Below are 24,960 nucleotides of genomic sequence, written 5' to 3' on the forward strand. Positions count from 1 at the left end.
GCAATTAAATATTGCCACAGGCGCGATTAGCCGGTACGGCGACATCCATCATTTTAGGATTGGGCAAATTCAGGTTATCCATGATTTGCTTGTATTCAACCACATCTTTCACTTGCAAACGTGGATTATGCTGGCGTTCTTCACCGATGGTACTGACCATCCAGCCTTTATAATCATGCGCCGGATAGACCCACGTGTCCTCTGGAAATTTCAATAATTTGTCGAACAGACTGCTGTACTGTTCTATTGCACTGCCATTTTGAAAATCCGTTCGACCAGTGCCACGAATCAATAACGTATCCCCGGTAAACAGATATTTCTGACCCGCATGCTCCAGCATAAAGCTGTAAGAGTCATCGGTATGCCCAGGGGTGTGCAGTGCTGTCAGGGTCAGCTTTCCGACAACAATTTGGCTTCCATCATGGAAACTGTCATTGGCGCAGGAAGAATTGGCCTGTTGTCCCATATAGGTCTCACAACCCGTTATATCACGAAGTTTGCCCAGAGCCGTAATATGATCGGCATGAGTATGGGTATCCATGGCGATTTTGAGGGTTAATCCCAGTTCGTTCAATAACCTCAAATATCCATCTGTTTCATCAACCACCGGATCAATTAACAGGGCTTCTTTGCTTTCATTGTCAGCAATTAAATACGTGTAGGTTGACGAATGTTTTTCATAAAGTTGTCTGAATAGCATGGTGATTTATATCCTATATCAGTTGTGTGAATAACATCAGTGCGGAAACTGCCATCAAACCGATGGCAAAGATTTTCTGTAAGCTGGCATTGGCAATCCTGTGACTGAGTAACTGTCCCGCAAACATACCGATTAAACCGCCGGTAATTAACCAGGCCAGTGAAACCAATGACAAATGTGTTGTTTCGCCCAATACAATATGAGCAATAAAACCGCTGCTGCTGATAAGCGCTATGACCACTAATGAGGTGCTGACCGCTTGTATCATGCTGACCTGACTGAGCAAAAGCAGCAAAGGGATAATCAGAAACCCACCGCCCACGCCGAATAATCCGGATAACAAGCCGACCATTAAACCGCCCAACAGCAGGCCGCTCATACATTTTGGACGCATTTGAAATTGGCCGGTTGGACTGAATTTACACAGCAGGCCATTAGTGCTTTCTAATGATAAATGACTGCCACGTACGACTTTACTGGCTTCCGGCATCGTTGTTGCCGTCAACCACATACGAATGGCAATGAGGATGGCTAAAATACTGAACCCTGCCATCAGTATGGTTTCACTGAGCATCGTGCCTAACACTTTGCCAAGCGGTGCCGCCAATATGCCGCTACCGGCCAATAAGGCCGCTGGCAGCCATAAAATAGTTTGTTTTGTGAGATTTCGTACGCTGCCATACAATGTGATGGCAGCGACAGCCGCTAACGACAATGTCACCGCTTCATGAATTGAAATGCCGCCAATCATAATCAAAAGTGGTACGGCAAATACCGAGCCGCCTGCGCCGGTCAGGCCCAGCAATAAACCAATCACAATGCCCAGTATCAGCAGCATGATTTTTTATTTATTCCATGGCATTTTGGCGATGATCATGCCCATCGCACAGCTATCGGTTATTCCTGAGAACATCAGTCCTGCGCCGACAAAACCGGATAGGGCAAACCAGGCTGAATGTATCGCAAACCCTAAAATCACCCCCAGTAACACCAAACCACCCGCAGTAATACGTACCTGACGTTCAATTGAAATAGCTTTTCCTTGGGTAATCACCCAATCAGGATTCATCTTTTCAACAGCTTGAATGCCACCATCAATGACAACTAATGATTGGCTAACTTGCCCATCTGTTTGTTTGGCGGCGGATTCGGCGCGACGTCCTGAATGGCATAAAAAGTAAATCTTCTCAGGTTTTAGCGCTTGTTCTTTTATAGCCTGTTGCAGCGCATCAACTGTAAAGGATTGTAAAGGCAGATGAATAACGCCAGGTAACGCTTTTGCTTTTACCTCGGCAGAAGTTCTAACATCAATAATGCATGCATCATTGGGTGATTTGCTCGCAAATAGGGTTTCAGGTTTTTCGATCGAATAACTCATGAGTTTTCTCCACATGAAGAAGTTTGATATTCAGGACAGTAAAGTGATTGCAGTACCGCGATGATACGCAATGCGGCGTCGCCATTAAGACGGTAATAGACCGTTTGTGAAACTTTGCGGGTGACCACTAATTCAGCGTGGCGCAGGCTGGCAAGATGTTGTGATAGGGCAGACTGACTGAGCGGCACCAAATGATTGAGCTCACTCACGGCCAGTTCCTGATTTCCCAATGCACATAAAATCATCAGTCTGTGCTCATTGCTCATTTGCTTGAGTAACTCTGCGGCCGCCTTGGCATGCGTATGCATTTCGCTCATGTCAGGAAATGACAAGGTCTGGGTGGTCATGGAATGTCCTTGCAAAAATAATGTTGCAAGTATATTCGATTTTTCTAAATTAGAGAAATCTAAATTAGATTTTTATTATTAACTTGTCTGGCGTTTTAGCTACTCAGTCGTAAGAGATAGTTTCCAGTTTAGTGAAATGAAAGCTGGCGAGCAGGTCGCCAGCCTAAAGTTGTTAACCTTATATTTTTACAAACTCGCCTGCCGGCACCTCAGACATGACTTTTTGGAGATCGTTGGTGTTTAATGACAGCGCATAGCCCAGTACACCACTGCCAATAATGACCTGCTCAAATTGAAATGCACTGTTATCAGCTAAAACCGTAACAGTTTGAGGTAAAGCAATAGGCGGTACGGCACCAACGACATAGCCTGTTGCCTCTGAGACTTCATCAAACTCTGCCATGCGCAGTTTTTTCTCACCGAGATGCTTTCGTAAAGCCGCCCAATCGGCTCGTCCGCCGCCGGCGACTGCCAGTAAGATAAATTTATCCGAGCCGGTTTTAAATAACAGACTACGAATCACCGAGTTAGGATTACGGCCCTGACCACTCAGTAATTCCTCCAGATTACGGATAGGTTTTTTATCTTCACTGAGTGGAATTTCGATCACTTCATACTCTATTGCTTGCTGAGTTAATAATTCAGTGACCGGGGAGCTGATAGTCTGGCTCATGGATTCTCCATCTAAGTGATTCGAAAACGCTTACTGTATGAATTTACCACCGAAACTGTCAAAGCATAAAAGTGAGCAGCCCCAAAACCATAAAAACACTGCTAGCTGCATAACGCGCTGCATTTAACGGTAATTTTTGCATCAACTGATAACCAAATAAGACAACAGGGACATTCGCCAGCATCATGCCAAGGGTTGTGCCCAATGTAACAAGGAAGAACTGCTGATATTGGGCGGCCAGAATAACGGTGGCGATTTGCGTTTTGTCACCGATCTCGGCCAGAAAAAATAACACTAAAGTTGCGACAAATGCCCCGTAACGATTCAGGTTGGAAGAAGCATCTTCTTCTTTGTCAGGAATTAATATCCATAAAGCAACCGCAATAAAACTGATGCCAATAAGTAACCTGCCAGTTTCAGGAGAGATGAATTCAGTGATCCATACTCCCAGCCAGGCGGAGAGACCGTGATTAAGCAGGGTAGCGAATAAGATGCCGAAAATGATGGGAATGGGGGCACGGAAACGTGCTGCCAGGAATAACGAAAGGAGTTGGGTTTTATCACCAATTTCCGCCAGGGCAACGGTGGTGGTTGAAACAAAAAAAGCTTCCATGATTTGGCTACTCAGGCGGGATAAAAAACCAAAGGCAAATAACAACTACCCGCCTATGGAGTTGTTATTTGCCTCAGGTCTTGCCAATGCCATTCCAGCGAATGACACGAATCTGCCATGCGTCTTGAGGACACAAGTATGTTGACAGATTCACGCACTAGGGTCTGTTTGTCTTTCATCGTCGATGAGAGATAAACAGGCCCTAAGATGGGTAGACTACTCCCCTAAGACAGGGGGCATTATAAGCAGGCTGTTAATTTGCTGCAATGAATGGTTTTTTTATTCTCTGAGTTGCCAGGTGGGCTGGTCGTTTTCATTAATGATGTGGTGTTTGATTAACCATTGCCGCGCATCTTCGGCATCTTCTTCAAACCAGGCTTTGGCACTGCCGAGGCGGAAACTGTAACCCCAACTATCCATATCCAGCATCATCCGATCTCGACCGAGATCAGGCAGAAAATCACTAAGTAAGATCTGCAGATAACAGACGCCATTTTCTTCGTCGTAATCACCGGCCGCATCGGTATCTAAAGTAATGCGCCGTTGACCATCCATGCAGATATAGTGCCCGGCTTCATGTAGTGCCGAATGTACTGGCGTATCAAGCCGCAGCAATAATTGATTGCCTAGCAGTCCAGCTTCACGTTCACCAAAGAAACTGCCGGGTATGGCTTCATGCTCAGCAACCGGTTTGATTTCAATACCGTAAGGCTGAAGCAGTGTTTGCAGATGTTGCTGATAATACGCTGTGCAATTCACCACATTTTGCGGATCAGACACGTCGGGCATCACCAATAATATGATTAATTACCAGGCCTGCCAGCGTTAAACCGAAAATAGAGGGCATATAACTCACCGTGCCATTTACAGCACGGGCCCGTCCGCGACTGACTGGTTCCGGGGGCAATGGTGGTAACGGGTACTCCAGCGAATAAACGGTTTGGATACCTTTACCGACACCGCGCTTGCGTAAATGTGAACGTAACTGTTTGGCGAGTTTGCAAATAGACGTATTCATTAAATCGCCGGTACGCACCTGGTTCGGATCAAGTTTGCCGCCTGCGCCCATGCTGGAGAATACCGGCAACTGATTACGCCATGCGGTTTCCAGTAGGGTGGTTTTGCTGCTCATGCTGTCAATCGCATCAATGATTACGTCAAAGCCTTGATTGAGCGTGTCAGGAATCGTTTCCGGCGTTAAAAATTCAGTAATCAGGTTCAGTTCACATTGCGGATTTATATCTGCGATCCGTTGTGCCATGACTTCGACTTTTAATTTACCGACTGTTGAGTTCAGTGCTACCAACTGACGGTTCATATTGGAGGCTGAGACCACATCATGATCCACCAGTGTCATTTTGCCCACACCCATGCGCGCTAAAGCTTCTGCCGTAAAAGAGCCGACGCCGCCCATACCGGCCAGAAAAACATGACTGTTTTGCAGCCGTTCAATACCAGTATCGCCAAGCAAAATATGGGTGCGCTCAAATAATGGGTTGTTGTGCGCCATGAATTTACCTCTGGACCAATTTTAATTGCCGCTATTTTCCGATAACCGCCCGTTAATGGCAAAGCCGGCTTATTTCAGGCTGAATGTTGAGGCTTAAATTGTTTTACTGACTGTATAAAATCGTTTTCACTGGCATCACCACGATAACGGACATGCATATACAGTGTGCTTATGGTAGAAATTTGTTGCTGGTAAGCAGGAAAAGCCTGTTGCGCACGTATGGCAAACGCCTCTGGACCTTCATTCGGCTGTCTTTCGATGCCATGTCGTGCCAGTGTGCTACAAAATTTCAAATAGGCGCGCTGTACCCTGTCTGTCGAATGAGACTTCAGTCTTAGCGTGGTCCAGGCAATCCAGATGAATACCATTGCAATACCAATTGCCAGCCAGCGGATCATTTTTTGCCAGTCCGGTTGCTGCATGCCAAGCTTTTTAAGCAATTCCAATTGTTTTTCCGGTCCATAACTGACTACCCACATATCCCATGCGCTATTCAGTGCATCCCAATTGTTTTTGGCGGATTGCCACATTTCCACCAACCGATCATTGTTGGCAATCGCTCTGGGCGAGCGTCGTTCAGCTGGCAATAAATCCCTCATACCGAAGTCTACCCGATTACTCGATACTGCGGCGGTGGGATCAATTCTGAGCCAGCCTTTGTTGGGAAGCCAGACTTCAGTCCAGGCATGGGCGTCACGTTGCCGAACGGTCAGAACCTGATCGACTGGGTTGATCTCACCCCCCTGATAACCGGTCACAATTCGGGCCGGAATGCCCCCGGCACGCATCAATATGGTGAAACTTGCAGCATAATGTTCACAAAACCCTTGCCGGGTCTCAAATAGAAACTGGTCAATGGTGTCGCCACGCAAAGCCGGTGGTGTCAGGCTATAGCTGAAATTCTGCTGACGGAAATATGCTAAAACCGCATCAATATAAGCCTCATTTGATTCACTTGTTTCGATTAGTTGTCTGGCTAGTCGCTGACTGCGGGGATGATGATCTTCCGGTAAATTTAACCCATATCGCAGATATGGGTCATTCAGCGGATTGAATAAATACTCGGTATTGGAGCTGAGCCGATATTGGATGCGTTGTTTGACGGTTTCCTGACTGTTTAATTCGCCATCACCACTCAGTCGGGTCTGCATGGTTGCAGGATAGGCCGTTGGAAAATCCAGTGCAAACAGCCAGCGCCGATCATGCGGTTCCAGAGTCATACTGTAGGAAAGTGCTTCTCCAGAAACGCGGATTTTTGATACGGCATCGGACTGTTTTTGATTATCCTGCAACGGTAACCAGCGTTTACCATCGGTGTGCCACAGCACCGGGCCACGCCAGTATAGATTTTGTCTGTCTGGAAACCGGTTGTTATCAAATTTGACGCGAAAAGCGATCGCATCGGATTGAATCAGCTGACTGATATTGCCAATAGTGATGTCATCAGACATTCCAGTGGTTGCGCTGTTGCGTGGCGGTAATTCGCCCAATGTCATGCTGTCTGGCAAACTGTCAGGGATATCCATGGCGTCATTCGGTAGTCCCCATATCGGACCGGAAATACGAGGAAACAGTACAAACAATAACAGCATTAACGGTGTGGCTTGCAGCACCATAATACTAGCCTGTTTAACCCGGCTTTTTGCAGAACTGTCAGTTTCGTTGACGGTAATCAGACAGCTGGTCAGCAGGATCACATTGACCAGCATTAAAATGACTATCGGAATCGTCTGATTAAAGAAAAAGTGGGTTATTACCAGGAAAAATCCCATAAAACAGCTCAGGTAATAATCCCGCAGACTTTTCACTTCGACAATCTTAAAGGCAGCCATGGTAGTCAATAACGCTACACCTGCATCGCGGCCAATGGTGATGCCATAGCTGTAAAACACCAGCAAGATAGTCAGTACGGCACTGACCGAGTGCAGACCTTTTAACAAGCGTTTATCGGCGGGCAGAGGCCATCCTCGCCAGCTGTGCATCAGCCGCCAACTCATCATGAACAAGAATATCAGTGCAACCCAGATGGGCTGATAGAAGAAATGCGGAATCGCAATAATGGTCAGTGTCACCATCAGCCAGTGAATAGCCGGTTTTGAGGGGGCAATAACGGGTTTTTTATTCGCCATATAACGCCAGACTCTGCAGACATTGGTGCCGATGTTGTTCGCCACTGCTGACGGCAATCATTTGATTTGGCATGCTCAAACCATATTGCATCCCGGCCGCATCAGCAGTGAGAATCCACTGGCACAGCTGCGACAACCTGGCTTCAGTATCAGGTAAATCAGCCACAGCTTCCCACTGCAACATCAATGACTGGCCCGCCGGACTGCTGAATTGTTTGGTGCGTAACACACCATCACGCGCCAGCGCTTTCCAGGCAATATGTTGTCTGGCATCACCTTCACGATAACGATGAAAGCCGGCAAAATCATCAAGTCCATGCTGATGTTGCAATACACCACTTTCTTCCAGTGCCGAAGCGAGCGGTAGGGATTTATTGCCGACTGGTTTGGGATAGACCAGAACCCGTTGTTTGATCTCAATAAAAAACCAGCTGAATAACAGGCCGATAGGATAGATGCTGGAGAGTCGGAGGCGTCCTAACTCCAGCCATCCCCGCCGGGTGGTTGGGATGGGGATCAGATGCTGACTGGTTTGCTCAGCAGCTATGGCTGAGGCCTTATACACTGCAACATAGCGAGAAAATTGTTTTAACGGCCACCAAGCTGATCGATGACCTGATGGCAAATAGGCTATCTCCAATTGCCGGATGGGGCGGGGACTCTGGTTGGTCAGATTTAGCGGCAATGGTATGTTCTGTTCGCAAAATACCGGTTCAGCCTGACCAAGTTGAAAATCCAGTTGACGCACATTGCGATAACTGTGATGCATGGCTACATGGCCGACACCGACCAGCAGAAAACATAGCAAGTGACCAAGACTGTTGTTGTAGTTAATCGCTCCCAGCAACATCACCAGAATCAACACCGAATAGCTTAATCCATAACGGCTGGGCAGGATATAAACGCGATAACGCTGCTGCTGACGCCAGCGCTGCCAGTATTGTCGGGCCCACATCAGGGGATCACCACCTGCTGCAGAATATCGTTCGCCCAATCCGCCGATTGCAGATGTTCACGGGCTTGCAGACGATGTTGCACAATGCTGGGAAACACGGCCTGCACATCTTCAGGAAGTACAAAATCCCGTCCACTGATCATCGCCCAGGCTCTGGCGGCTTGAATTAGCCCCAAGCCTGCGCGCGGCGACAGACCGTTATAAAACTGGCTACTTTGTCGGGTGTAACGTAACAATGCCTGCACATAATCAATTAACGCTTCACTCAAGGCGATATGGCTGGCAGTTTGTTGTAATTTGATTAATTGGTGCGGGGTTATTTCGGCATCGAGTTGTCTGAGTAATTGTCGTCGGTCTTCTCCCATTAACAAAGCCCTTTCTGCCTGATGATCGGGGTAACCCAGCTGAATCCTCATAAGAAAACGATCCAGTTGTGACTCAGGCAATGGGAATGTGCCAATCTGATGGGTTGGGTTCTGAGTGGCGATAACAAAGAAAGGATCTTCCAGCGGATAGCTATCGCCTTCGATAGTCACCTGCTGTTCTTCCATAGCTTCCAGCAAGGCACTTTGCGTGCGCGGAGAAGCCCGATTGATTTCATCAGCCAGCAGTAACTGGGTAAAAATCGGTCCGCGATGAAAGCTGAATTGGTGTTTTTCAGGATCATAAATCGACACACCGAGAATATCCGCTGGCAGCATATCGCTGGTGAATTGCACCCGCTGAAAACGTAAACCCAATGTGGTGGCAAGCGTATGTGCCAGCGTGGTTTTACCGACCCCCGGCAAATCTTCAATCAATAAATGTCCTCGGGCAATCAGGCAGGATAAGGCCAGTTTGACGGCATGTTGTTTACCCAGGATCACCGCGTTAATTGAGTGGAGTATGCGATCAGTGCTGCCTTGCGTCATGGAAAGTCCTGTATTGATATAGGTTATTGTTGTTGTCGGAATAGACATGTTAATTTGATTTGGGTTCTTTTATTTTTACTTGAGGGTTTTATATGTCAAACGAAGGTTACCACGAGCCGTTTAATGAATTATCGGATGAAACCAAAGATATGCATCGTGCCATCGTATCGTTGATGGAAGAGCTGGAGGCTGTTGACTGGTACAACCAGCGGGTAGATGCCTGCAAAGATGCGGAATTGAAAAAAATTCTTGAGCATAATCGCGATGAAGAGAAAGAACACGCTGCGATGACGCTGGAATGGATTCGTCGCAAGGATAAAAAAATGGATGAGCAATTACGCGATTATTTGTTTACTGAAGGTGAAATCACCCATCATCACGATTAATCAGATATTAAATAATTGACGACAATTCGCGGAGGTGATTTCAGCAATATGAGCGATGGATTCACCGCGCAATTGACTGAGCTTTTCCAGGATAACCGGAATATTTTCGGGGGAATTGCGCTCCCCCTGATGACCACAAAGCGGCATATCAGGAGCATCGGTTTCCAGCACAATCTGCGATAGTGGCAACTCAGTAAACAGGCGTTGCAGCCTTTGTGCCCTTGGGTAGGTTAATGCACCGCCGATACCTAATAGAAAATTAAGTTTGCGGTATTGCTCAGCTTGCTGAGCGCTGCCGCTGAACGCATGGACGATGCCGCCAGGTAATTGTTTTTGGCGTAATAGTTTCAACACCTCATCATGGGCTTTACGCACGTGCAGGATAACCGGCAAAGCATATTTAACGGCAATATCCAGTTGGGCATCAAACAAACTTAACTGGGCAGCCATATCGACATTTGAAACATAAAAATCCAGGCCGATTTCTCCGATTGCTATCGGCTTGTATTGTTGTACAGCGTCATCCAGAAGTTGCACAGCATCATCCGGATGCTCATCCATAAACATCGGATGACATCCCAAAACCAGCGAAAGCATTGGCGAGCTTTGACATAATTTAACTTGCTTTTGCCAGCTACTGACAGTGACACCGGGTATGACAATTTTTTCGATACCGGATTGAAGGCAGTTTTGCAGGATAGTGTCGCGGTCTGTATCAAATTCGCGAAAGTCGAGATGGCAATGACTGTCAATCAGGTGCAACATGTTAATACTGCCTTTATAAACAGAGGAACACTTTATGTCTGAAATCTATCATGAAGCCAGTAAGCCACATGAGCGCCTAATGTTCAACGTGGCGATATTTCATTTTTTTGTTCCGGCCATTTTGTTTGGCACCCGAAACCTGTGGTTAATTTTCTCATTATCGCTGCTGGGTTCCCTTGTGATGATTGGCTCAATAGCCTATAAAGCGTACAACTCACAAGACCAGACTGCATTGGTACAAGCCCATTGGAAACTTGCCTGGAAACGATGTTGGTACTTGCTGGGTGCTTATCTGGTTGCCGCCGTCATATTTGGTCTTGGTTCATTTTTACTCATGTCACAAGCCGATGAGAGCATGCGATTTATTCAGCGTTCAGTGCTCGGTTGGTTTGCTTTAGTACCGATTTCATTGACGTTAATCGCCTTGATTGTGCTGGAGGGGAGTGCATTGGTGCAGGCACGCAAAGGCGTGATGCCTTCAGAGATGAAACTGTAATCAAACAGTTTTAATCGAGCGTAATGATTTCAGTTTTTGCCAGCCCCTCTCCACGTGGGTCACTGGCAGCACTGAGATTGCGGGTTGTTTTATCGGCAACAATCACCTGCATATTGCCAAATTGCCGGTTTAATATATCCAGTTGATGACCCCGGTGGATCAAATCATCTTGCTCCGCCTCACTAAAACCGGGCGTTTCCATTTGTATCCGGTCTGGCAGATATTGATGATGTAATCGAGGTGCAGTAACAATTTCCATCGCGTCCATACCGTCGATGAAATGCAGGATACCTTGCATCACCATGGTAATAATCCGGCTGCCACCCGGGGTGCCGATGACCAGTAAACGCTGATCATCCTCAACAAAACTGGGGGTCATACTGGAGAGGGGGCGTTTGCCTGGTTCGATCGCATTGGCCGATTCACTGACCAGCTCATACGCATTCGGGCTGCCAATTAAGGCAGAAAAATCATCCATTTCATTATTAAGTAATACGCCAGTATTGCCAGCGACAAAGCCGCTGCCGAAAGGCAGATTAATACTTAGGGTGGCGGAAACCCGATTTCCGTAATGATCGACTATCGAAAAATGGCTGGTGTCTTCACCTTTATTACTGAATTCATCCGGTAAATCATCACTTTTGCTGGCAGCTTCTGCATCAATATCGGCAGCCAGCTGCGCCGCGTAGTTGGCATCGGTTAAATAATCCGGCACCTCAACAAAATCACTGTCGCCTAAATGTAGAGTGCGTTCGCGATAGGCCCGGCGCATTGTTTCAATCAACCAATGTCGTTTTTGTTGGGCGGTGGCTTGCAGGTAATCCAGTGTATTCAACTGATTCAGCATTAAGCTGATTAATTGTCCGCCTGCTGATGGTAAAGCTGCTGTGGTGATGGTGTAACCAGCAAATTGTGTTTGCACTGGTTGGCGTATTTTCAGTTGGTAATTGGCCAGATCCTGTTGGGTCCAGATACCACCGGCAGCCTGCACCGATTCGACCATCTGTTGAGCGATATCCCCCTGATAAAAACCATCGCGCCCTTTCTCGGCAATCGCTTCGAGGGTGTTGGCTAAATCCTGTTGAATAATTACCGTGCCTAATTCGGGAATGTCATTGCCATCCAGAAAGATTGTTTTAGCTTCGGCATTTAATGCCTGTTTTCTAAACCCCATATACCGCTGATAACGTGGTGTAACCGCAAAGCCTTCTCTGGCATAACGAATAGCCGGGGCTAAAGTTATCGATAACGGCAACTTGCCATAATGTTGAGTTAAATAATCCAGAGCGGCTGGGGTGCCGGGTATGGCCGCAGCCAATGGTCCGTTTAAAGATAAGTCGCGTACCACTTCACCATTGTCATCCAGATACATATCTCGATGGGCATTGGCAGGAGCGGTTTCACGACTGTCGAGCATGATCTGATGCTGGTCAGCATCCCGATGTAATAACCAGAAACCGCCACCACCGAGACCTGAACCGGCGGGTTCCACTACCGCTAGAGCAGCACTGACAGCAACGGCGGCATCAAAGGCGTTCCCCCCTTGTTGCAGAATTTCAAATCCGGCTTCAGTTGCCAGCGGGTGAGCCGAAGCAATCGCTGCTTGTCCGCTTTGGTTTTGAGCAACGCTAAGTGGAACGATCAGAACATAGAGCAGTAGGCTGGTGATTAATCTCATCGATGATGTTTTTGTAGGGCAGCAAGCCTATCCTGTTCTTTTCGTCTGGCTTTTTCCAGTCGGTGCTGTTCGGCAGCTTCGTTAGATTCCATACCGATATGTGCTTCCCCGCGTTTTAATGCCAGCTGTATCTGTTTCTCACGCTCGGCATAGCGGGCTTTCTGATCGGCAGTGGTTTTATCAAAGCAATGCGGGCAGGACACACCGCGCTGGTATTTTTCACTTAGTTTGTCTTCTTCAGTGATCGGTAGCCGACAGGCATGGCATTGATCGTATTCGCCTTTTTCAAGACTATGATTGACGGTAACGCGTTCATCAAACACAAAACATTCACCTTCCCAAAGTGATTCCTGTTCAGGCACATCTTCCAGATATTTGAGGATGCCACCTTCAAGATGATAGACCTCTTCAAAACCCTGTTCTTTCAAATAGGCAGTGGATTTCTCACAACGAATACCACCCGTGCAGAACATCGCAACTTTTTTATGTTTTTGCGGATCCAGATGCTGTTTTACATATTCCGGAAACTCGCGGAAGCTTTCAGTGTGCGGGTTTACCGCATTTTTAAAGGTACCGACCTGCACTTCATAGTCATTACGTGTATCGACCAGCAGGACGTCCGGATCGCTGATCAACTGATTCCATTCTTTGGGTTTGATATAGGTGCCTACCGACTGTTTCGGATCAATGCCTTCCACACCCATGGTGACGATTTCACGTTTTAATTTTACCCGACTGCGCAAAAATGGTGGCGTATCGGTATACGACTCTTTGTAACTCAGATCTTTAAGTCTGGAATCGGCCCGCAGATAATCCAGTAAGGCATCAATCGCTTTTCGCGAGCCGGCGACAGTGCCATTGATACCCTCCTGTGCCAGCAATAGGGTGCCGCGCACCTCATGATCCAGCATGAATTTGAGTAACGATGGCTTGAGCGCAGGATAATCCTCTAATGTCACAAATTCATAGAGTGCGCAGACCACAGTTTGAGCCATAGTTGGTATTCCGTAACGAGTAAATAGACCCTACATTTTACAGGGAAATTGTCAGGCCGTGTATGCTGACTTGACAGCAAGCCTTAGCAAGCAGTAAATAATTTTACCAATCAACCCATTGAGGTGTGAAATGGATGAATTGCAACAACTCAAACAAGAAAGTGAACAGTGGCGCGCTGATCATCTTCGCTGGTTGGCCGATGCCGATTCATGGACCCATCATACTCAAAGACTAATCGCTGTTCTGCATAAACTGGAACGAAGTTTACCTGAACATACCGCCAAACTGGATCAACATATTGAATTAATCATGCAACATGAAGAAACCATAAACCGTTATGAATGCGGACTTGACCCTCAGTGCATGACTAGCTGTGACAGTTATATTGATCTGGAAAAGCAACGGGCATTTCACGATAAATTGCGTAAGCTGCACCATAAAATGCAACTGCATCATCAACAATTCAGCGAGCAATATAAAAAACAGATGCAGCTCTTTTATGAACAGGCACAAATGTTAATGCAGGAAATTGCCGAGGGTTAGCTGCTGTTGCTCTTTCATTGCCATCACCGTTTTGGTTAATGGCTATACAACCCGGGATCCCATTTCTTTTAAAAGATTTTTGCCGAATTGCGTCAGTGCCATATTTATTAGAAGCAGTGATATTTTGTGAACGAAAAGTAGTTGTTTCAGCATAAGGTGCGCCTCAACCCTTAAGCTATGCATTATGTGTATTAATGCCGCGATTTATAGCGCATTAGCAACCATAAGAAAAACGGCCCGCCAAGTAACGTGGTAATAACGCCAACGGGCAATTCTGCAGGGGCAATGATTAATCTGGCGAGGGTATCGCAAATCACCAGAAAACTGCCGCCAAACAATAAAGTTGCCGGTATCAGATAACGGTGATCTTCACCGATTATCAATCTGCAGATATGTGGCACCATCATACCAACAAAGCCAATAGGACCACATAAGGCCACGATAGCGCCCACGCACAATGAGGTAACAAAAAATAAAGCGTAACGGACATATTTCACCGAAACACCTCGACTGGAGGCGATTTCATCGCCGGCCATCAGCAGATTCAATTCGCGGCTCAGATAAATAATCACTATTGCCGTCAGGCCGACAAAAGGCAATAGTTGTCTCAGTTCCTGATACCCCACCACCGTTAAACTGCCCATTAACCAGCGAATAATTTGAAATGAATCGGCGACATTGCTGAGATATTGAATAAACAGAATCAGGCTGGAAAAGAAAAAACTGATAGCAACGCCGGTTAACAATAAGGTTTCGCCGGAAAAACCGAAGCGAAAACGGCTGATACTGTAGACAAAACTTATCGCGAGTAACGCGCCGGCAAATGCACTGAGGCTGGTAGCCGTTAAACCTAATATCGTAAAACTGATGCCAGCATAGACACTGATTGCTGCGCCCAGCGATGCACCACTGGCGACGCCCAAGGTAAAGGGTGTGGCCAGAGGATTACGAAACATTGCCTGAAACACCATGCCACAAAGCGCCAGACCACTGCCGGCGATAAACCCAAATAACATCCGTGGAATACGCAGTTCATAAATGATCATTTGCTGAATCTCTGCGGAGCCAGCTTCTGAAAAGTCCAGCCAGGGGCTGGCCAGCATGACCAGAGCGGTGAACAGCGTTAATAAAATCAGTTTAAGCCGTATACTCATGATTCATCCGCCAAAGCAATCAGCCGGTTATGCTGCGGATGCTGAACAAATAAGAAGTCCTGTTGATAAAGTAATTTCAGACGGGCTGCATCCAGAAAGTCTTCTGCCTTACCATGCCAGAGGCCTTTTCCACCCAGTAATGCCAAAACATGCCTGGCATGGTGTGCGGCATGATTAATGTCATGTGTCACTTCAATAATGGTCTTGTGATGCTGCTGATTCAGTTTGCTGATCAATTGATGTACAGCCACTTGATGATGCGGATCCAGAAAGGCTGTGGGCTCATCCAGTAACATGATGGGCGTATCCTGTGCCAATGCCGCCGCAATCATGACCCGCTGGCATTCACCACCACTCAGGGTCGACATTTTGCGATGGCGGAATGGCCGGCATTCGGTGATATCAAGGGCATTCTCCACCATGTCATGGTCATGGGTTTGCCATTCTGAAAATACATGGTGATGGCTGTATCTTGCCATTCGGACAAACTCTTCAACAGTGAAGGTCAGATGACTGCCGCCGGTTTGTGGTACATAGCTGACCCGCTGAGCTAACTGTTTATGGCTGAATTGGCTGACTGTCTGACTATCAATTGTGATTGTGCCACTGTGGATTGGCATGATCCCAATCAGGGTTTTTAACAAAGTACTTTTTCCTGAGCCGTTAGGGCCCACAATACAAAGATAATCGCCTTGCGTGATATCAAAGCTGATACTTTCAATCAGCGTTTTATCGCCAATCTTTACCGATATCTTTTGACTGTTAATCATGCGAGTCCCAATCAAGCTGTGGATGAAATATCCGTGCCAGCTGTTCAGCCAGTTGAATGATTCTGGGCCCGGGAATCACCGCATAATCGGCCTGAATAATATGCAATTGATTGTTCCGGACAGCGTCAATTTGGTCCAGGCGCTGCCATTGCTGGCGCAGTTCACTGATATCGGGGGAATACACCCCAGCATCCGGAAAAATATCGACAATGATTTGCGGATTCAGCCTTAACAGACCTTCTGTAGACAAGGCTGGCACTCTTAGCTGTTTGCCTTGATAGACGTTTTTCGCACCGGTAAATGACAATAAGTCATTGTAAAAATCCTGTTGTCCAGCGATATACACTTTATCCAGATAATGAGTGTTTGAACTGTGGGCAATGGCCAGTAGCACGTTGGGTTGCGGATGCCCCGCAACTTTTTGCTGAATGGATTCAAGACGCCGGTCAAAATCATTGAGCAAAATTTCAGCCTTAGCCGATTTATCCAATGCGGCAGCAATATCGCGGATGCTGTTACGAATACCGGCCAGGCTTGAATTGTCAATGCTTAACGTTTGAATACCTAACTGTTGCAGTTGCTTTTTCAGCGCATGCTGACGCTTCAGCAGGATGACCATATCCGTTTGTAAACGAACAATCTGTTCCAGGTTTGGATCAAGATAGCCGCCCACTTTGGGGAGATTTTTTACTTTGGCGGGATATTGGCAGTAGTCGGTTACTGCAATCACCCGGTCTCCCGCATCAATGGCAAACAGGGTTTCGGTAATACTGGGGGCCAGGCTGATGATCCGCTGCGGACTGGATATGGCAGGCACATTACTTACTGGCTGCGGTTTTTCAGGCTGCAACCAGACAAAAACAAATACTGCAATAAACACCAGAATCGGCCAAAAACGAGCCATTTTGGCTTTCCCGTAATCAAATCAGCCTATTATACTGCCTGATGTTGATACAGATTAGGTAAAGCGCATGAATCAGATTATGCAGCAAGCAGAGTGTTTATTTACTTTGCAGGTTATCGATAAACGTCTTGAGCAATTGGCTTCCAGGCTGAATCAGGATTATATTGATAAAAATCCAGTATTACTCTGTGTGATGAATGGTGCTGTGATGACCATGGGACATCTATTGCCGAAGCTGCAATTTAATCTGGAAACCGATTACATACATGCCACCCGCTATGGCGATAAAACAGTCGGGGGTGAGTTGAACTGGCGAGCAAAACCAAACATTGAACTGAGTGGCCGCCATGTATTGCTGGTCGATGATATTTACGACGAAGGCATTACATTAGCCGCCTTACGTAAATTTTGTCAGCAAAGTGGTGCTATATCGGTGAAAGCGGTGGTGTTGGCAGATAAACAACATGCTGATAAATATGGCATCCAACCGGAGTATATCGGCTTACAGATCCCCGATCGCTATGTATTTGGGTTTGGCATGGATTACAAAGGCTATCTGCGCAATGCGCCCGGTATTTATGCGGTTAAGGAGAGTGCATCATGATCGGATTGATTGGTGGCAGCGGATTATCTCAGCTGGATGGGTTGATTCTGCAAGAGCAAATGCAGCGGGCGACCCCTTTTGGCGAACCTTCGGCACCGTTAATGGTGGGTACTTTTGCGGGTAAAGAGGTCGCTTTTCTGCCCCGGCATGGAGAACACCATACGATTCCGCCACATTTGATTAATTATCGGGCGAATATCTGGGCGATGCATCAATTAGGTGTTGAACAGATTCTCGCTGTTGCTTCAGTGGGCGGCATTACAGAAGAATACAAACCGGGTGTAATTGCCTTACCGGATCAACTGATAGATTACAGCTGGGGCAGGGAGTCCAGTTTTGCCAGCGAGGATTTTGCGGCAGATAAACACATAGATTTCACCTATCCATTTGATGAAACACTGCGTCAGCAAATACAGTTGGCTGCCAATAGTGAAGAAATGTCAGTGATCGATGGTGGCAGCTATGCGGTCACACAGGGGCCAAGATTGGAAACTGCTGCCGAGATTGGCCGATTTAAAAAAGATGGCGCCGATATGGTGGGCATGACGGCCATGCCTGAAGCGGTGTTGGCGCGAGAGCTGAATATTGCTTATGCCAGCATAGCGGTGGTGGCAAATCACGCCGCAGGCTTAAGCTCACACCCATTGACCATTGAAGCAATCCTGGAAACCATGGAAGAGTCTATGGTACAGGTACATCGACTGTTAAAAGGTGTTATTCCGCTGTTGTAGCTTCACCTTCAGAGGGCAGAGAGTAGGTTTCTGGCCCAGTCATATTAGATAACACCTGATCCGGTGTCGATACTGGAATTAGCTGTAAAATCGCCCCAAACCGTGGGTGGTCAAAATAATGCACCTGTTTACTGCGAATACGGCGCAGTTCCACTAAACGAGGTTGATGCAAAGTATGGAATGAGTCACTCTCAACTGATCTGACACCATCCTGCAGCCATAAGTCCAGATTTGCATGCAGGTAGGTGGCGATATGGAAACGTACTTGTCCTTTTACCCGATCAGATTCTATCGCTACTGCCTGGGCACGATTACGGTTGCCTACCGCTTGTTGCCAGGATTGATGACTCACCACCCGATAACCTGCTGAATTGCGAAGACGTTGTGCAATATTACCCAGATTTTTATTTCCAGCCGGTTGAATGGCTTTATTCGTCATGCCAACACTTAATGGTGCAGGATCCTGCAGAGTAAATACTGGTGACTGCTCATTGTCGGAGGGATTGAGCACTTCAAATACAATCAGTTCAACGTGATACCACTGCTGAGCCTGTGCGACGACACCAAAACTCATTAAAGCGACAAGTAATATGCTGCGAATAAGGCCCATAAATTTCATAGAAAAGTGATCCCGAATGACGAATATGACTATTGTCTAACGCCAACCTGAAAAAGTCCAAGATCTAGGTGGCTATGAACAATCAATAGCCCCTGATATTCTGCATTGCTGGTATCATCCAGTGAACATCAAAAATCACAATGGAGCAAACTCAATGGAAGGTTTTTCGCTATTTGTCATCGTCGTGCTGGTACTCGCCGTCGTCCTGATTTTAATGGGCGTAAAGTCAGTTGATCAGGGTTGGGAATTTACGGTTGAACGGTTTGGCCGCTATACCCGAACCTTACGTCCCGGTTTGAATCTGATTGTGCCGGTGATTGATAAGGTGGGTGCACGTATCAATATGATGGAACAGGTACTGGATGTACCTTCTCAGGGTATTATCACCAAGGATAATGCGATGGTGCGTGTTGATGGTGTGGTGTTTTATCAGGTCATTCATGCCGCAAAAGCGGCTTATGAAGTCAGTGGACTGGATAATGCGATTCTGAACTTAACCATGACCAATGTGCGGACAGTGATGGGGTCAATGGATCTGGATGAACTGCTCTCCAAACGCGATGAAATCAACACTCGATTATTAACTGTAGTGGATGATGCAACAACGCCGTGGGGAATTAAGGTTACCCGTATTGAAATCAAGGATATTGAGCCACCGGCTGATCTGATTGAAGCTATGGGCCGGCAGATGAAAGCTGAGCGGATTAAGCGCGCCAATATTCTGGAAGCTGAAGGACATCGTCAGTCTGAAATTCTGCGCGCAGAAGGGGAAAAGCAAGCCGCGGTATTAGATGCTGAAGGGCGCCGTGAAGCCGCTTTTCGTGATGCGGAGGCGCGTGAACGTTTGGCGGAGGCGGAGGCCAAAGCGACAGCAATGGTGTCAGAAGCCATTGCCAAAGGTGACTTGCAGGCAGTGAATTATTTTGTCGCCCAAAAATATATTGAAGCACTTAAAGATATGGCCAGTGCAAATAATCATAAGATCATCATGATGCCACTGGAAGCGAGCAGTGTAATAGGGTCATTGGCAGGTATAACCGAGCTTGCCAAGGAAGCCTTCATCAGTAAAGAGAAGTAATATGCCGATTATCGTAGACTTCTGGCATTGGTGGGTATTGGCTGTAGTACTGATTACACTGGAAGTGATTCTGCCCAGTTTTTTTGCTTTATGGATGGGAATTGCGGCGTTTATCACCGGCTTGGTATTACTGCTGTTTCCCGAGATTCCATGGCAGTTTCAATGGCTGATGTTTGCCGTGTTATCAGTGCTCAGCATCGTGCTTTGGCGCAGGTATTACGTAAAACATCCGATTAAAACAGATGAGCCGTTGTTAAATCGCCGTGGTGAACAACATGTCGGTCGTATTATTACCCTGACCCATCCTATTGTGAATGGACAAGGGAAAGTCATTCTCGATGATTCGACCTGGAAGGTACACGGTCCCGATTGCCCGACAGGTACCCGTGTTCAGGTTACCTCCGTGGATAGCGTCATTCTTAACGTTGAAATAATTATCTGAACATTATGGCTTTTTTGATTGATTTGATACGTCATGGTGAACCCCAGGGCGGTAAACGATATCGTGGTCAACTGGATGATCCGTTAAGTGAGTTGGGCTGGCAGCAAATGCGATCTGCCACCATGGATAATCCACCCTGGCAGCAAATTGTCAGTTCGACATTGAGTCGTTGTGCGGATTTTGCCAAAGAGCTTGAAGTTAAGCATGCCATTCCACTACAACTGGATACACAATTTACCGAAATAGGTTTTGGTGACTGGGAAGGCAAAACGGCCAGTGAACTGGAACAACAGGATAAAGCGGCATTTTATGCTTTCTATGAAGATCCCATCCGTAATACACCTGCCAATGCAGAACCATTGCTCGATTTTCAACGGCGCATTCAACAGGCCTGGCAAACCTTGCTGGAACAGCATGCTGACAAACATATTCTGCTGGTTGCCCATTCAGGTGTTATTCGTATGATTCTTACTCAGGTCCTGGCGATGCCTCTGGAAGCCATGTTTCGCATCCAGGTTCCTTATGCCTCGGTTAGCCGTATTGTTATTTACAACGAAGGCCCCAGACTCTATCCCCAATTACAGTTTCATGCAGGAAAACTATGACGGCGTTTTTTAATACCGGTTTAAGCCAGCAGCAGTTTCTGGCTGAGTACTGGCAAAAAAAACCATTCGTCATTCGTCAGGCTTTTCCTCTGCCTGTGAGCGAGCTGACCCCCGATGATTTGGCGAGCTTTGCTGGCGACGAGGATATTGAGTCACGTTTGATTCAGGAGTTTGGGGAAAAGCCCTGGCAGTTAAAACATGGCCCTTTCGATGAAAGCGATTTTGCTGCATTACCCGAAACGCACTGGACTTTGCTGGTTCAGGATATGGATAAGCATTATCCACCGTTACAGAATCTGCTGGCGGCTTTTGACTTTCTGGCAGACTGGCGCCACGATGATGTGATGATCAGTTATGCACCGGAAGGGGGATCCGTTGGACCGCATACCGATAGTTATGATGTTTTTTTGTTACAGGCACAGGGGACGCGACGCTGGCAAATCAGCGGTAAACCGTTAGATAACGCCATATTCAGAGATGATACTGATATGCGTATTTTGCAGCAGTTTTCAGCGGAACAACAATGGGATTTGCAACCGGGTGATATGCTTTATTTACCGCCTCATTATGCGCATCATGGTGTGGCATTAAATCCATGTTTGACGTTTTCGGTAGGTTTTAGAGCCCCATCGCAGTTACAGTTGCTTGATGCTTTCAGTCACACACTGCAGGAGCAGGATATTGCCGAGCGACTCTACGCCGATGCTGATATAAACGTAACGTTTTCAGCAACGGAGATTGATGCTAACGCAATACAGCGGTTTCAGAAATTATTGCTGGACACCATAAATGAAAATACCGGGTTGATGTCATTAGCTGTTGGGCGGCTGGTCACCGAGACAAAATCAACTTTAGAGGTTTTGGCCGACGAATTTATCACCGATAAACCTAAGCTCGATGAGTTGGAGAAACGATTTAATAACGGCGAATATTTACAACGCAATGTGTATATTCGCTTTGCCTGGCATAAAGACTCTGCCAAGGCGTATTTATTTGTAGCCGGGGAAGCCTATTGCGTTGAACTTGCCGCTGCAGAACATCTCTCTTGGTTCACCACTAAAGCCCAGCTTAATCATCAGGACTGGCAGTGTTTACGCAAATATCCTGTATTAGCCGATGTCTGTTGTGAACTGATTGCCGAAGGTGCCTTCTATTGGCCGGAAGAGTTTGTCTAAAACTTATTTTGAATGGCGCTTGAATTCAGTATGGTGACATTTTGGGCACGGTGGAATGCGTCCGGTTTTTTTAAAATGCATTTCTGAACCACAGGAATCGCAAACCAGAGAGCCTATGCCGGTAATTTCGCCGGTGTGATATTGCTGAGCCATCTGCGCCTGATTCGCTAATTGACCAAGTTCAAGCCGGGTCCGGTCGGCAACAGAGGCAAATAATTCATAAAGCCGGTCTTCAACCAGTTGTAAATCAAAATTGAACCAGGTGGAAAATTCTTTCCCTGTGGTTTCCAGATAATTCGCGGCATCCTGCAAATCACGCTCGACATAATAAGCAATTTTATCGGCTTCTTCTGCCGTTATTTCCCGCAGCTCAATGGCTCTTAGCTTCGCCAGCTCAATACGTTGTTTGAGAGTGGGAACTGCATTTTTTTCGGCATCATCAAAAAAATGATGAATGCGTTCCATCATTTTGTCATAGGCCGCTGTGAACTTTTCTTCGAAGTTATTATCTGACATGACTTAACCCTTTATCTGCTGCGGTTTTTAAGTTAACTTAGCACAAATTAATCCAACGGAGGAAACCGTTTTGAGCACTGCACGCAAGCTTTTGTTTGGCGGGTTTTTATTTTGTCTGAGTTTATTGCTGGCATCTGTTTATATGCAGCATGTACTTGAATTAGAACCTTGCCCATTATGTATTCTGCAACGTGTCATGGTGTTAATAACGGGGATATTTTTTCTGGTAGCAGCAATCCATAATCCGGCAAAAAAAGGGATTAAAGTTTATGCAGGGCTAATTAGTTTCTCGGCGATACTGGGGGCGGCAATTTCTGCGCGACATGTCTGGTTACAAAACCTGCCTGCCGATCAGGTACCAAGCTGTGGCCCGGGAATGGGCTTTATTATGGAAAACTTTCCCTTGTCCGACGCATTGTCTTTAGTGTTAAGAGGCTCAGGAGAATGCGCGGAAGTGTCATGGACATTCCTGAACCTCAGTATACCTGCGTGGACGCTGCTGGCCTTTGTGGGAATGTTAGTTTTGGCAATTGCTGCTGCCTGGCGACAGCATTAAAACGTAATTGAACAACAAAACTAGTAAAGAGAATTGATAGCTTAAGCGATTAACGGGCGCGATAGACGATGCGGCCTTTGCTTAAATCGTAGGGAGTCAGCTGAACAGTCACCTTGTCTCCGGTAAGAATGCGGATATAGTTTTTACGCATTTTCCCCGAAATATGTGCTGTCACAACATGACCATTTTCCAGTTCGACACGGAAAGTAGTATTAGGCATGGTGTCAATGACAGTGCCTTCGAATTCAATATGATCTTCTTTTGCCATACAGGTCTGATTTTACCTAGCGATTAAAAGATCCATTTTGCCGTAATATCACTGATTATTCAAAGTTTTTTTATCACAGTTTTGCCATTGACCATTAAATTGTTGTAAAGCAGAGAAACGACTCTTGTAACGCATTTTAGGACTATCACCAATCCAGTAGCCTAAATACAACCACGACAGATTTTGTTGTTGGGCTAATTCAACCTGTTTGAGAATAGCAAAAGTACCTAAACTTCTCGCCGACAACTCAGGATCAAAGAACGTGTAGAAAGCTGAAGCGGCATCAGTGACAAAATCTGTAATGGCAACTGCCAGTAACTTCTCTCGCGCTCGGAATTCTATAAACGCCGTATCGCTCCAGCTGCTGGTGAGAAACTGGAGATAGGTTTCTTTGCTTGGATTATCCATTCCGCCACCGGGATGACGATGTGCCAGATAGCGCTGATAAAGTTCGTAATGTTCGGCATTAAAATTAGCTGGCTTGATAACGATGTCAATATCATTATTGTTGCGCAAGCAACGCCGTTGACTGCGGTTTGGCCGGAAGTTATTAACATCAATCCTGACCGGTACACAGGCATCGCATGCCGGACAGAAAGGTCGGTAGACGTGCTCTCCACTGCGGCGGAAACCATGCTGGATAAGTTGACTGTAAAGCGTATTTGTCAGTGGGCGCAGCGGATCCGGATAAATGTTTCGCGCTAAACGATCTTCCAGATAAGAGCAGGCATGTGGCCTGTCCTGATAAAAATCAAGGCTCATAAACAAACGGTAACGCGCTGGTTTGCCAACTGCCAGACTGGCCAGATAAGGAACACAGTTTTTGCACCCGCTCAACAAATTGTTCTCTTGGTAGTGTGACTGCTCCAAGACGTGCCAAGTGTTCAGAATACACCTGGCAATCAATTAGTGGATAACCCCATAATCTGAGCTGCCGGGAGAGGGCAACCAGGGCAATTTTTGAAGCATTTGTTTTAAAACTGAACATGGATTCACCAAAAAACATTTTGCCAATGGCCACACCATAAACACCACCAAAAAGCTGTCCATCCTGCCAACATTCCACACTATGGGCATAACCTGTCTGATGCAATTCTGTATAAGCCGCTATCATTTCATTATGAATCCAGGTTTCATGTTGATCGACAGGCATTTTCAGTCGAGGTGCGGCGCAGGCCTGCATAACCGCTTTAAAATCTTGGTCAAATGTAATGCGAAAAGGTTTTTGTCGTAAGGCTTTTTTTAAGCTTTTACTGATGTGGATCTTATCGGTTTCGAATACCATGCGGGGATCAGGGCTCCACCATAAAATCGGATCATAAGCATTGAACCAGGGGAAAATACCTTGGCGGTAAGCATTCAGTAATCGCGTAACAGACAGGTCTCCACCAGCAGCTAATAAGCCATGTGAGGTTGTCTGTTCAACTGGTGGGAACGGACTGTCCACTGAGGATCCTA

The 24,960-nt window shown here is 46.6% G+C and carries 32 protein-coding genes; 10 read left to right on the forward strand and 22 right to left on the reverse strand.

The features are described 5' to 3' along the window. Positions 1-4: 4 nt before the first annotated feature. From B2W60_RS01975 to B2W60_RS02025, 11 genes are all read right to left on the reverse strand, one after another. Positions 5-700, reverse strand: coding sequence for an MBL fold metallo-hydrolase (locus B2W60_RS01975; RefSeq protein ID WP_292361590.1), 696 nt, complete (start codon positions 698-700; stop codon positions 5-7). Positions 701-713: 13 nt separating this feature from the next. Further along, complete coding sequence (locus tag B2W60_RS01980; protein ID WP_292361591.1) at positions 714-1,538, reverse strand: sulfite exporter TauE/SafE family protein; 825 nt, start codon at positions 1,536-1,538, stop codon at positions 714-716. A 6-nt stretch (positions 1,539-1,544) separates the two neighbouring features. Continuing rightward, positions 1,545-2,078: a rhodanese-like domain-containing protein gene (locus B2W60_RS01985; RefSeq protein WP_292361592.1), complete on the reverse strand. Its 534-nt coding sequence runs from the start codon at positions 2,076-2,078 to the stop codon at positions 1,545-1,547. Then, positions 2,075-2,425 (reverse strand): ArsR/SmtB family transcription factor, encoded by a 351-nt coding sequence (locus B2W60_RS01990; protein WP_292361593.1) that lies wholly within the window; start codon positions 2,423-2,425, stop codon positions 2,075-2,077. Before B2W60_RS01990 ends, B2W60_RS01985 begins: the two co-directional genes overlap by 4 nt. Positions 2,426-2,603: 178 nt before the next feature. Beyond that, positions 2,604-3,098: an aminoacyl-tRNA deacylase gene (locus B2W60_RS01995; protein WP_292361594.1), complete on the reverse strand. Its 495-nt coding sequence runs from the start codon at positions 3,096-3,098 to the stop codon at positions 2,604-2,606. 58 nt (positions 3,099-3,156) lie between these two features. Next, positions 3,157-3,711, reverse strand: coding sequence for a TMEM165/GDT1 family protein (locus B2W60_RS02000; RefSeq protein ID WP_292361595.1), 555 nt, complete (start codon positions 3,709-3,711; stop codon positions 3,157-3,159). A gap of 279 nt (positions 3,712-3,990) precedes the next feature. After that, positions 3,991-4,491: a hypothetical protein gene (locus tag B2W60_RS02005; RefSeq protein ID WP_292361596.1), complete on the reverse strand. Its 501-nt coding sequence runs from the start codon at positions 4,489-4,491 to the stop codon at positions 3,991-3,993. After that, a complete protein-coding gene (locus B2W60_RS02010) occupies positions 4,484-5,221 on the reverse strand; it encodes a tRNA threonylcarbamoyladenosine dehydratase (protein ID WP_292361597.1) in 738 nt (245 codons plus the stop codon). The genes B2W60_RS02005 and B2W60_RS02010 overlap by 8 nt, the downstream gene beginning before the upstream one ends. 74 nt (positions 5,222-5,295) lie before the next feature. After that, positions 5,296-7,350 (reverse strand): transglutaminase TgpA family protein, encoded by a 2,055-nt coding sequence (locus tag B2W60_RS02015; RefSeq protein ID WP_292361598.1) that lies wholly within the window; start codon positions 7,348-7,350, stop codon positions 5,296-5,298. Further along, complete coding sequence (locus B2W60_RS02020) at positions 7,340-8,305, reverse strand: DUF58 domain-containing protein (RefSeq protein WP_292361599.1); 966 nt, start codon at positions 8,303-8,305, stop codon at positions 7,340-7,342. Before B2W60_RS02020 ends, B2W60_RS02015 begins: the two co-directional genes overlap by 11 nt. Next, positions 8,305-9,216 (reverse strand): AAA family ATPase, encoded by a 912-nt coding sequence (locus B2W60_RS02025; RefSeq protein ID WP_292361600.1) that lies wholly within the window; start codon positions 9,214-9,216, stop codon positions 8,305-8,307. Before B2W60_RS02025 ends, B2W60_RS02020 begins: the two co-directional genes overlap by 1 nt. A gap of 92 nt (positions 9,217-9,308) precedes the next feature. Here B2W60_RS02025 and B2W60_RS02030 point away from each other — a divergent pair, with 92 nt between their 5' ends. Then, on the forward strand, positions 9,309-9,602 hold the full coding sequence (locus tag B2W60_RS02030) for a ferritin-like domain-containing protein (protein WP_292361601.1): 294 nt from the start codon (positions 9,309-9,311) through the stop codon (positions 9,600-9,602). Here the strand turns inward: B2W60_RS02030 and B2W60_RS02035 are convergent, their stop codons facing one another. Then, a complete protein-coding gene (locus B2W60_RS02035) occupies positions 9,603-10,367 on the reverse strand; it encodes a TatD family hydrolase (protein WP_292361602.1) in 765 nt (254 codons plus the stop codon). Positions 10,368-10,401: 34 nt separating this feature from the next. Here B2W60_RS02035 and B2W60_RS02040 point away from each other — a divergent pair, with 34 nt between their 5' ends. Then, positions 10,402-10,863, forward strand: a complete 462-nt coding sequence (locus B2W60_RS02040) for a hypothetical protein (RefSeq protein WP_292361603.1) — start codon at positions 10,402-10,404, stop codon at positions 10,861-10,863. A gap of 10 nt (positions 10,864-10,873) precedes the next feature. Here the strand turns inward: B2W60_RS02040 and ggt are convergent, their stop codons facing one another. Then, positions 10,874-12,541 carry a gamma-glutamyltransferase gene (gene ggt, locus B2W60_RS02045; RefSeq protein ID WP_292361604.1) on the reverse strand — a complete coding sequence of 556 codons (1,668 nt, stop codon included), beginning with the start codon at positions 12,539-12,541 and terminating at the stop codon, positions 10,874-10,876. Continuing rightward, positions 12,538-13,536 carry a rhodanese-related sulfurtransferase gene (locus tag B2W60_RS02050; protein WP_292361605.1) on the reverse strand — a complete coding sequence of 333 codons (999 nt, stop codon included), beginning with the start codon at positions 13,534-13,536 and terminating at the stop codon, positions 12,538-12,540. The genes ggt and B2W60_RS02050 overlap by 4 nt, the downstream gene beginning before the upstream one ends. Positions 13,537-13,666: 130 nt before the next feature. Between B2W60_RS02050 and B2W60_RS02055 the strand changes: the two genes are divergently transcribed. Beyond that, positions 13,667-14,080 carry a hypothetical protein gene (locus B2W60_RS02055; protein ID WP_292361606.1) on the forward strand — a complete coding sequence of 138 codons (414 nt, stop codon included), beginning with the start codon at positions 13,667-13,669 and terminating at the stop codon, positions 14,078-14,080. A gap of 191 nt (positions 14,081-14,271) precedes the next feature. Here B2W60_RS02055 and B2W60_RS02060 read toward each other — a convergent pair whose 3' ends face one another. The 3 genes from B2W60_RS02060 to B2W60_RS02070 are packed head-to-tail and all read right to left on the reverse strand — an operon-like array spanning position 14,272 to position 16,908. Then, positions 14,272-15,234 carry a FecCD family ABC transporter permease gene (locus B2W60_RS02060; RefSeq protein WP_292361607.1) on the reverse strand — a complete coding sequence of 321 codons (963 nt, stop codon included), beginning with the start codon at positions 15,232-15,234 and terminating at the stop codon, positions 14,272-14,274. Further along, the gene (locus tag B2W60_RS02065) at positions 15,231-16,004 is read right to left on the reverse strand and encodes an ABC transporter ATP-binding protein (RefSeq protein ID WP_292361608.1); all 774 of its coding nucleotides are present in this window, start codon (positions 16,002-16,004) and stop codon (positions 15,231-15,233) included. Before B2W60_RS02065 ends, B2W60_RS02060 begins: the two co-directional genes overlap by 4 nt. Next, complete coding sequence (locus B2W60_RS02070) at positions 15,997-16,908, reverse strand: ABC transporter substrate-binding protein (protein ID WP_292361609.1); 912 nt, start codon at positions 16,906-16,908, stop codon at positions 15,997-15,999. Before B2W60_RS02070 ends, B2W60_RS02065 begins: the two co-directional genes overlap by 8 nt. Before the next feature lie 67 nt (positions 16,909-16,975). Between B2W60_RS02070 and B2W60_RS02075 the strand changes: the two genes are divergently transcribed. After that, complete coding sequence (locus tag B2W60_RS02075; protein ID WP_292361610.1) at positions 16,976-17,512, forward strand: hypoxanthine-guanine phosphoribosyltransferase; 537 nt, start codon at positions 16,976-16,978, stop codon at positions 17,510-17,512. Next, positions 17,509-18,243 (forward strand): S-methyl-5'-thioinosine phosphorylase, encoded by a 735-nt coding sequence (locus tag B2W60_RS02080; RefSeq protein WP_292361611.1) that lies wholly within the window; start codon positions 17,509-17,511, stop codon positions 18,241-18,243. Before B2W60_RS02075 ends, B2W60_RS02080 begins: the two co-directional genes overlap by 4 nt. Here B2W60_RS02080 and B2W60_RS02085 read toward each other — a convergent pair. Continuing rightward, positions 18,227-18,862, reverse strand: a complete 636-nt coding sequence (locus B2W60_RS02085; protein ID WP_292361612.1) for a CsiV family protein — start codon at positions 18,860-18,862, stop codon at positions 18,227-18,229. The two genes, B2W60_RS02080 and B2W60_RS02085, sit on opposite strands and share 17 nt — an antisense overlap. 154 nt (positions 18,863-19,016) lie before the next feature. Here B2W60_RS02085 and B2W60_RS02090 point away from each other — a divergent pair, with 154 nt between their 5' ends. From B2W60_RS02090 to B2W60_RS02105, 4 genes are read left to right on the forward strand one after another with little or no spacing between them, the layout of a single operon-like run. Continuing rightward, complete coding sequence (locus tag B2W60_RS02090) at positions 19,017-19,940, forward strand: SPFH domain-containing protein (RefSeq protein ID WP_292361613.1); 924 nt, start codon at positions 19,017-19,019, stop codon at positions 19,938-19,940. Between the two features lies 1 nt (position 19,941). Then, positions 19,942-20,382 carry an NfeD family protein gene (locus B2W60_RS02095; RefSeq protein WP_292361614.1) on the forward strand — a complete coding sequence of 147 codons (441 nt, stop codon included), beginning with the start codon at positions 19,942-19,944 and terminating at the stop codon, positions 20,380-20,382. A gap of 5 nt (positions 20,383-20,387) precedes the next feature. Continuing rightward, positions 20,388-20,987, forward strand: a complete 600-nt coding sequence (locus B2W60_RS02100; protein ID WP_292361615.1) for a histidine phosphatase family protein — start codon at positions 20,388-20,390, stop codon at positions 20,985-20,987. Next, positions 20,984-22,162 carry a cupin domain-containing protein gene (locus B2W60_RS02105; protein WP_292361616.1) on the forward strand — a complete coding sequence of 393 codons (1,179 nt, stop codon included), beginning with the start codon at positions 20,984-20,986 and terminating at the stop codon, positions 22,160-22,162. Before B2W60_RS02100 ends, B2W60_RS02105 begins: the two co-directional genes overlap by 4 nt. A 3-nt stretch (positions 22,163-22,165) precedes the next feature. On the opposite strand, the gene B2W60_RS02110 is transcribed toward B2W60_RS02105, so the two are convergent. Next, the gene (locus B2W60_RS02110; RefSeq protein WP_292361617.1) at positions 22,166-22,678 is read right to left on the reverse strand and encodes a zinc ribbon-containing protein; all 513 of its coding nucleotides are present in this window, start codon (positions 22,676-22,678) and stop codon (positions 22,166-22,168) included. A gap of 70 nt (positions 22,679-22,748) precedes the next feature. Between B2W60_RS02110 and B2W60_RS02115 the strand changes: the two genes are divergently transcribed. Beyond that, positions 22,749-23,234, forward strand: coding sequence for a disulfide bond formation protein B (locus B2W60_RS02115; protein ID WP_292361618.1), 486 nt, complete (start codon positions 22,749-22,751; stop codon positions 23,232-23,234). 49 nt (positions 23,235-23,283) lie between these two features. On the opposite strand, the gene infA is transcribed toward B2W60_RS02115, so the two are convergent. From infA to aat, 3 genes are read right to left on the reverse strand one after another with little or no spacing between them, the layout of a single operon-like run. Further along, positions 23,284-23,502, reverse strand: coding sequence for a translation initiation factor IF-1 (gene infA, locus B2W60_RS02120; protein ID WP_009726411.1), 219 nt, complete (start codon positions 23,500-23,502; stop codon positions 23,284-23,286). Between the two features lie 48 nt (positions 23,503-23,550). After that, on the reverse strand, positions 23,551-24,339 hold the full coding sequence (locus B2W60_RS02125) for an arginyltransferase (protein WP_292361619.1): 789 nt from the start codon (positions 24,337-24,339) through the stop codon (positions 23,551-23,553). Further along, complete coding sequence (aat, locus tag B2W60_RS02130) at positions 24,254-24,949, reverse strand: leucyl/phenylalanyl-tRNA--protein transferase (protein WP_339612335.1); 696 nt, start codon at positions 24,947-24,949, stop codon at positions 24,254-24,256. Before aat ends, B2W60_RS02125 begins: the two co-directional genes overlap by 86 nt. Positions 24,950-24,960 lie beyond the last annotated feature (11 nt).

This window comes from Methylophaga sp. UBA2496, from assembly GCF_002341635.1.
Lineage (GTDB): Bacteria > Pseudomonadota > Gammaproteobacteria > Nitrosococcales > Methylophagaceae > Methylophaga.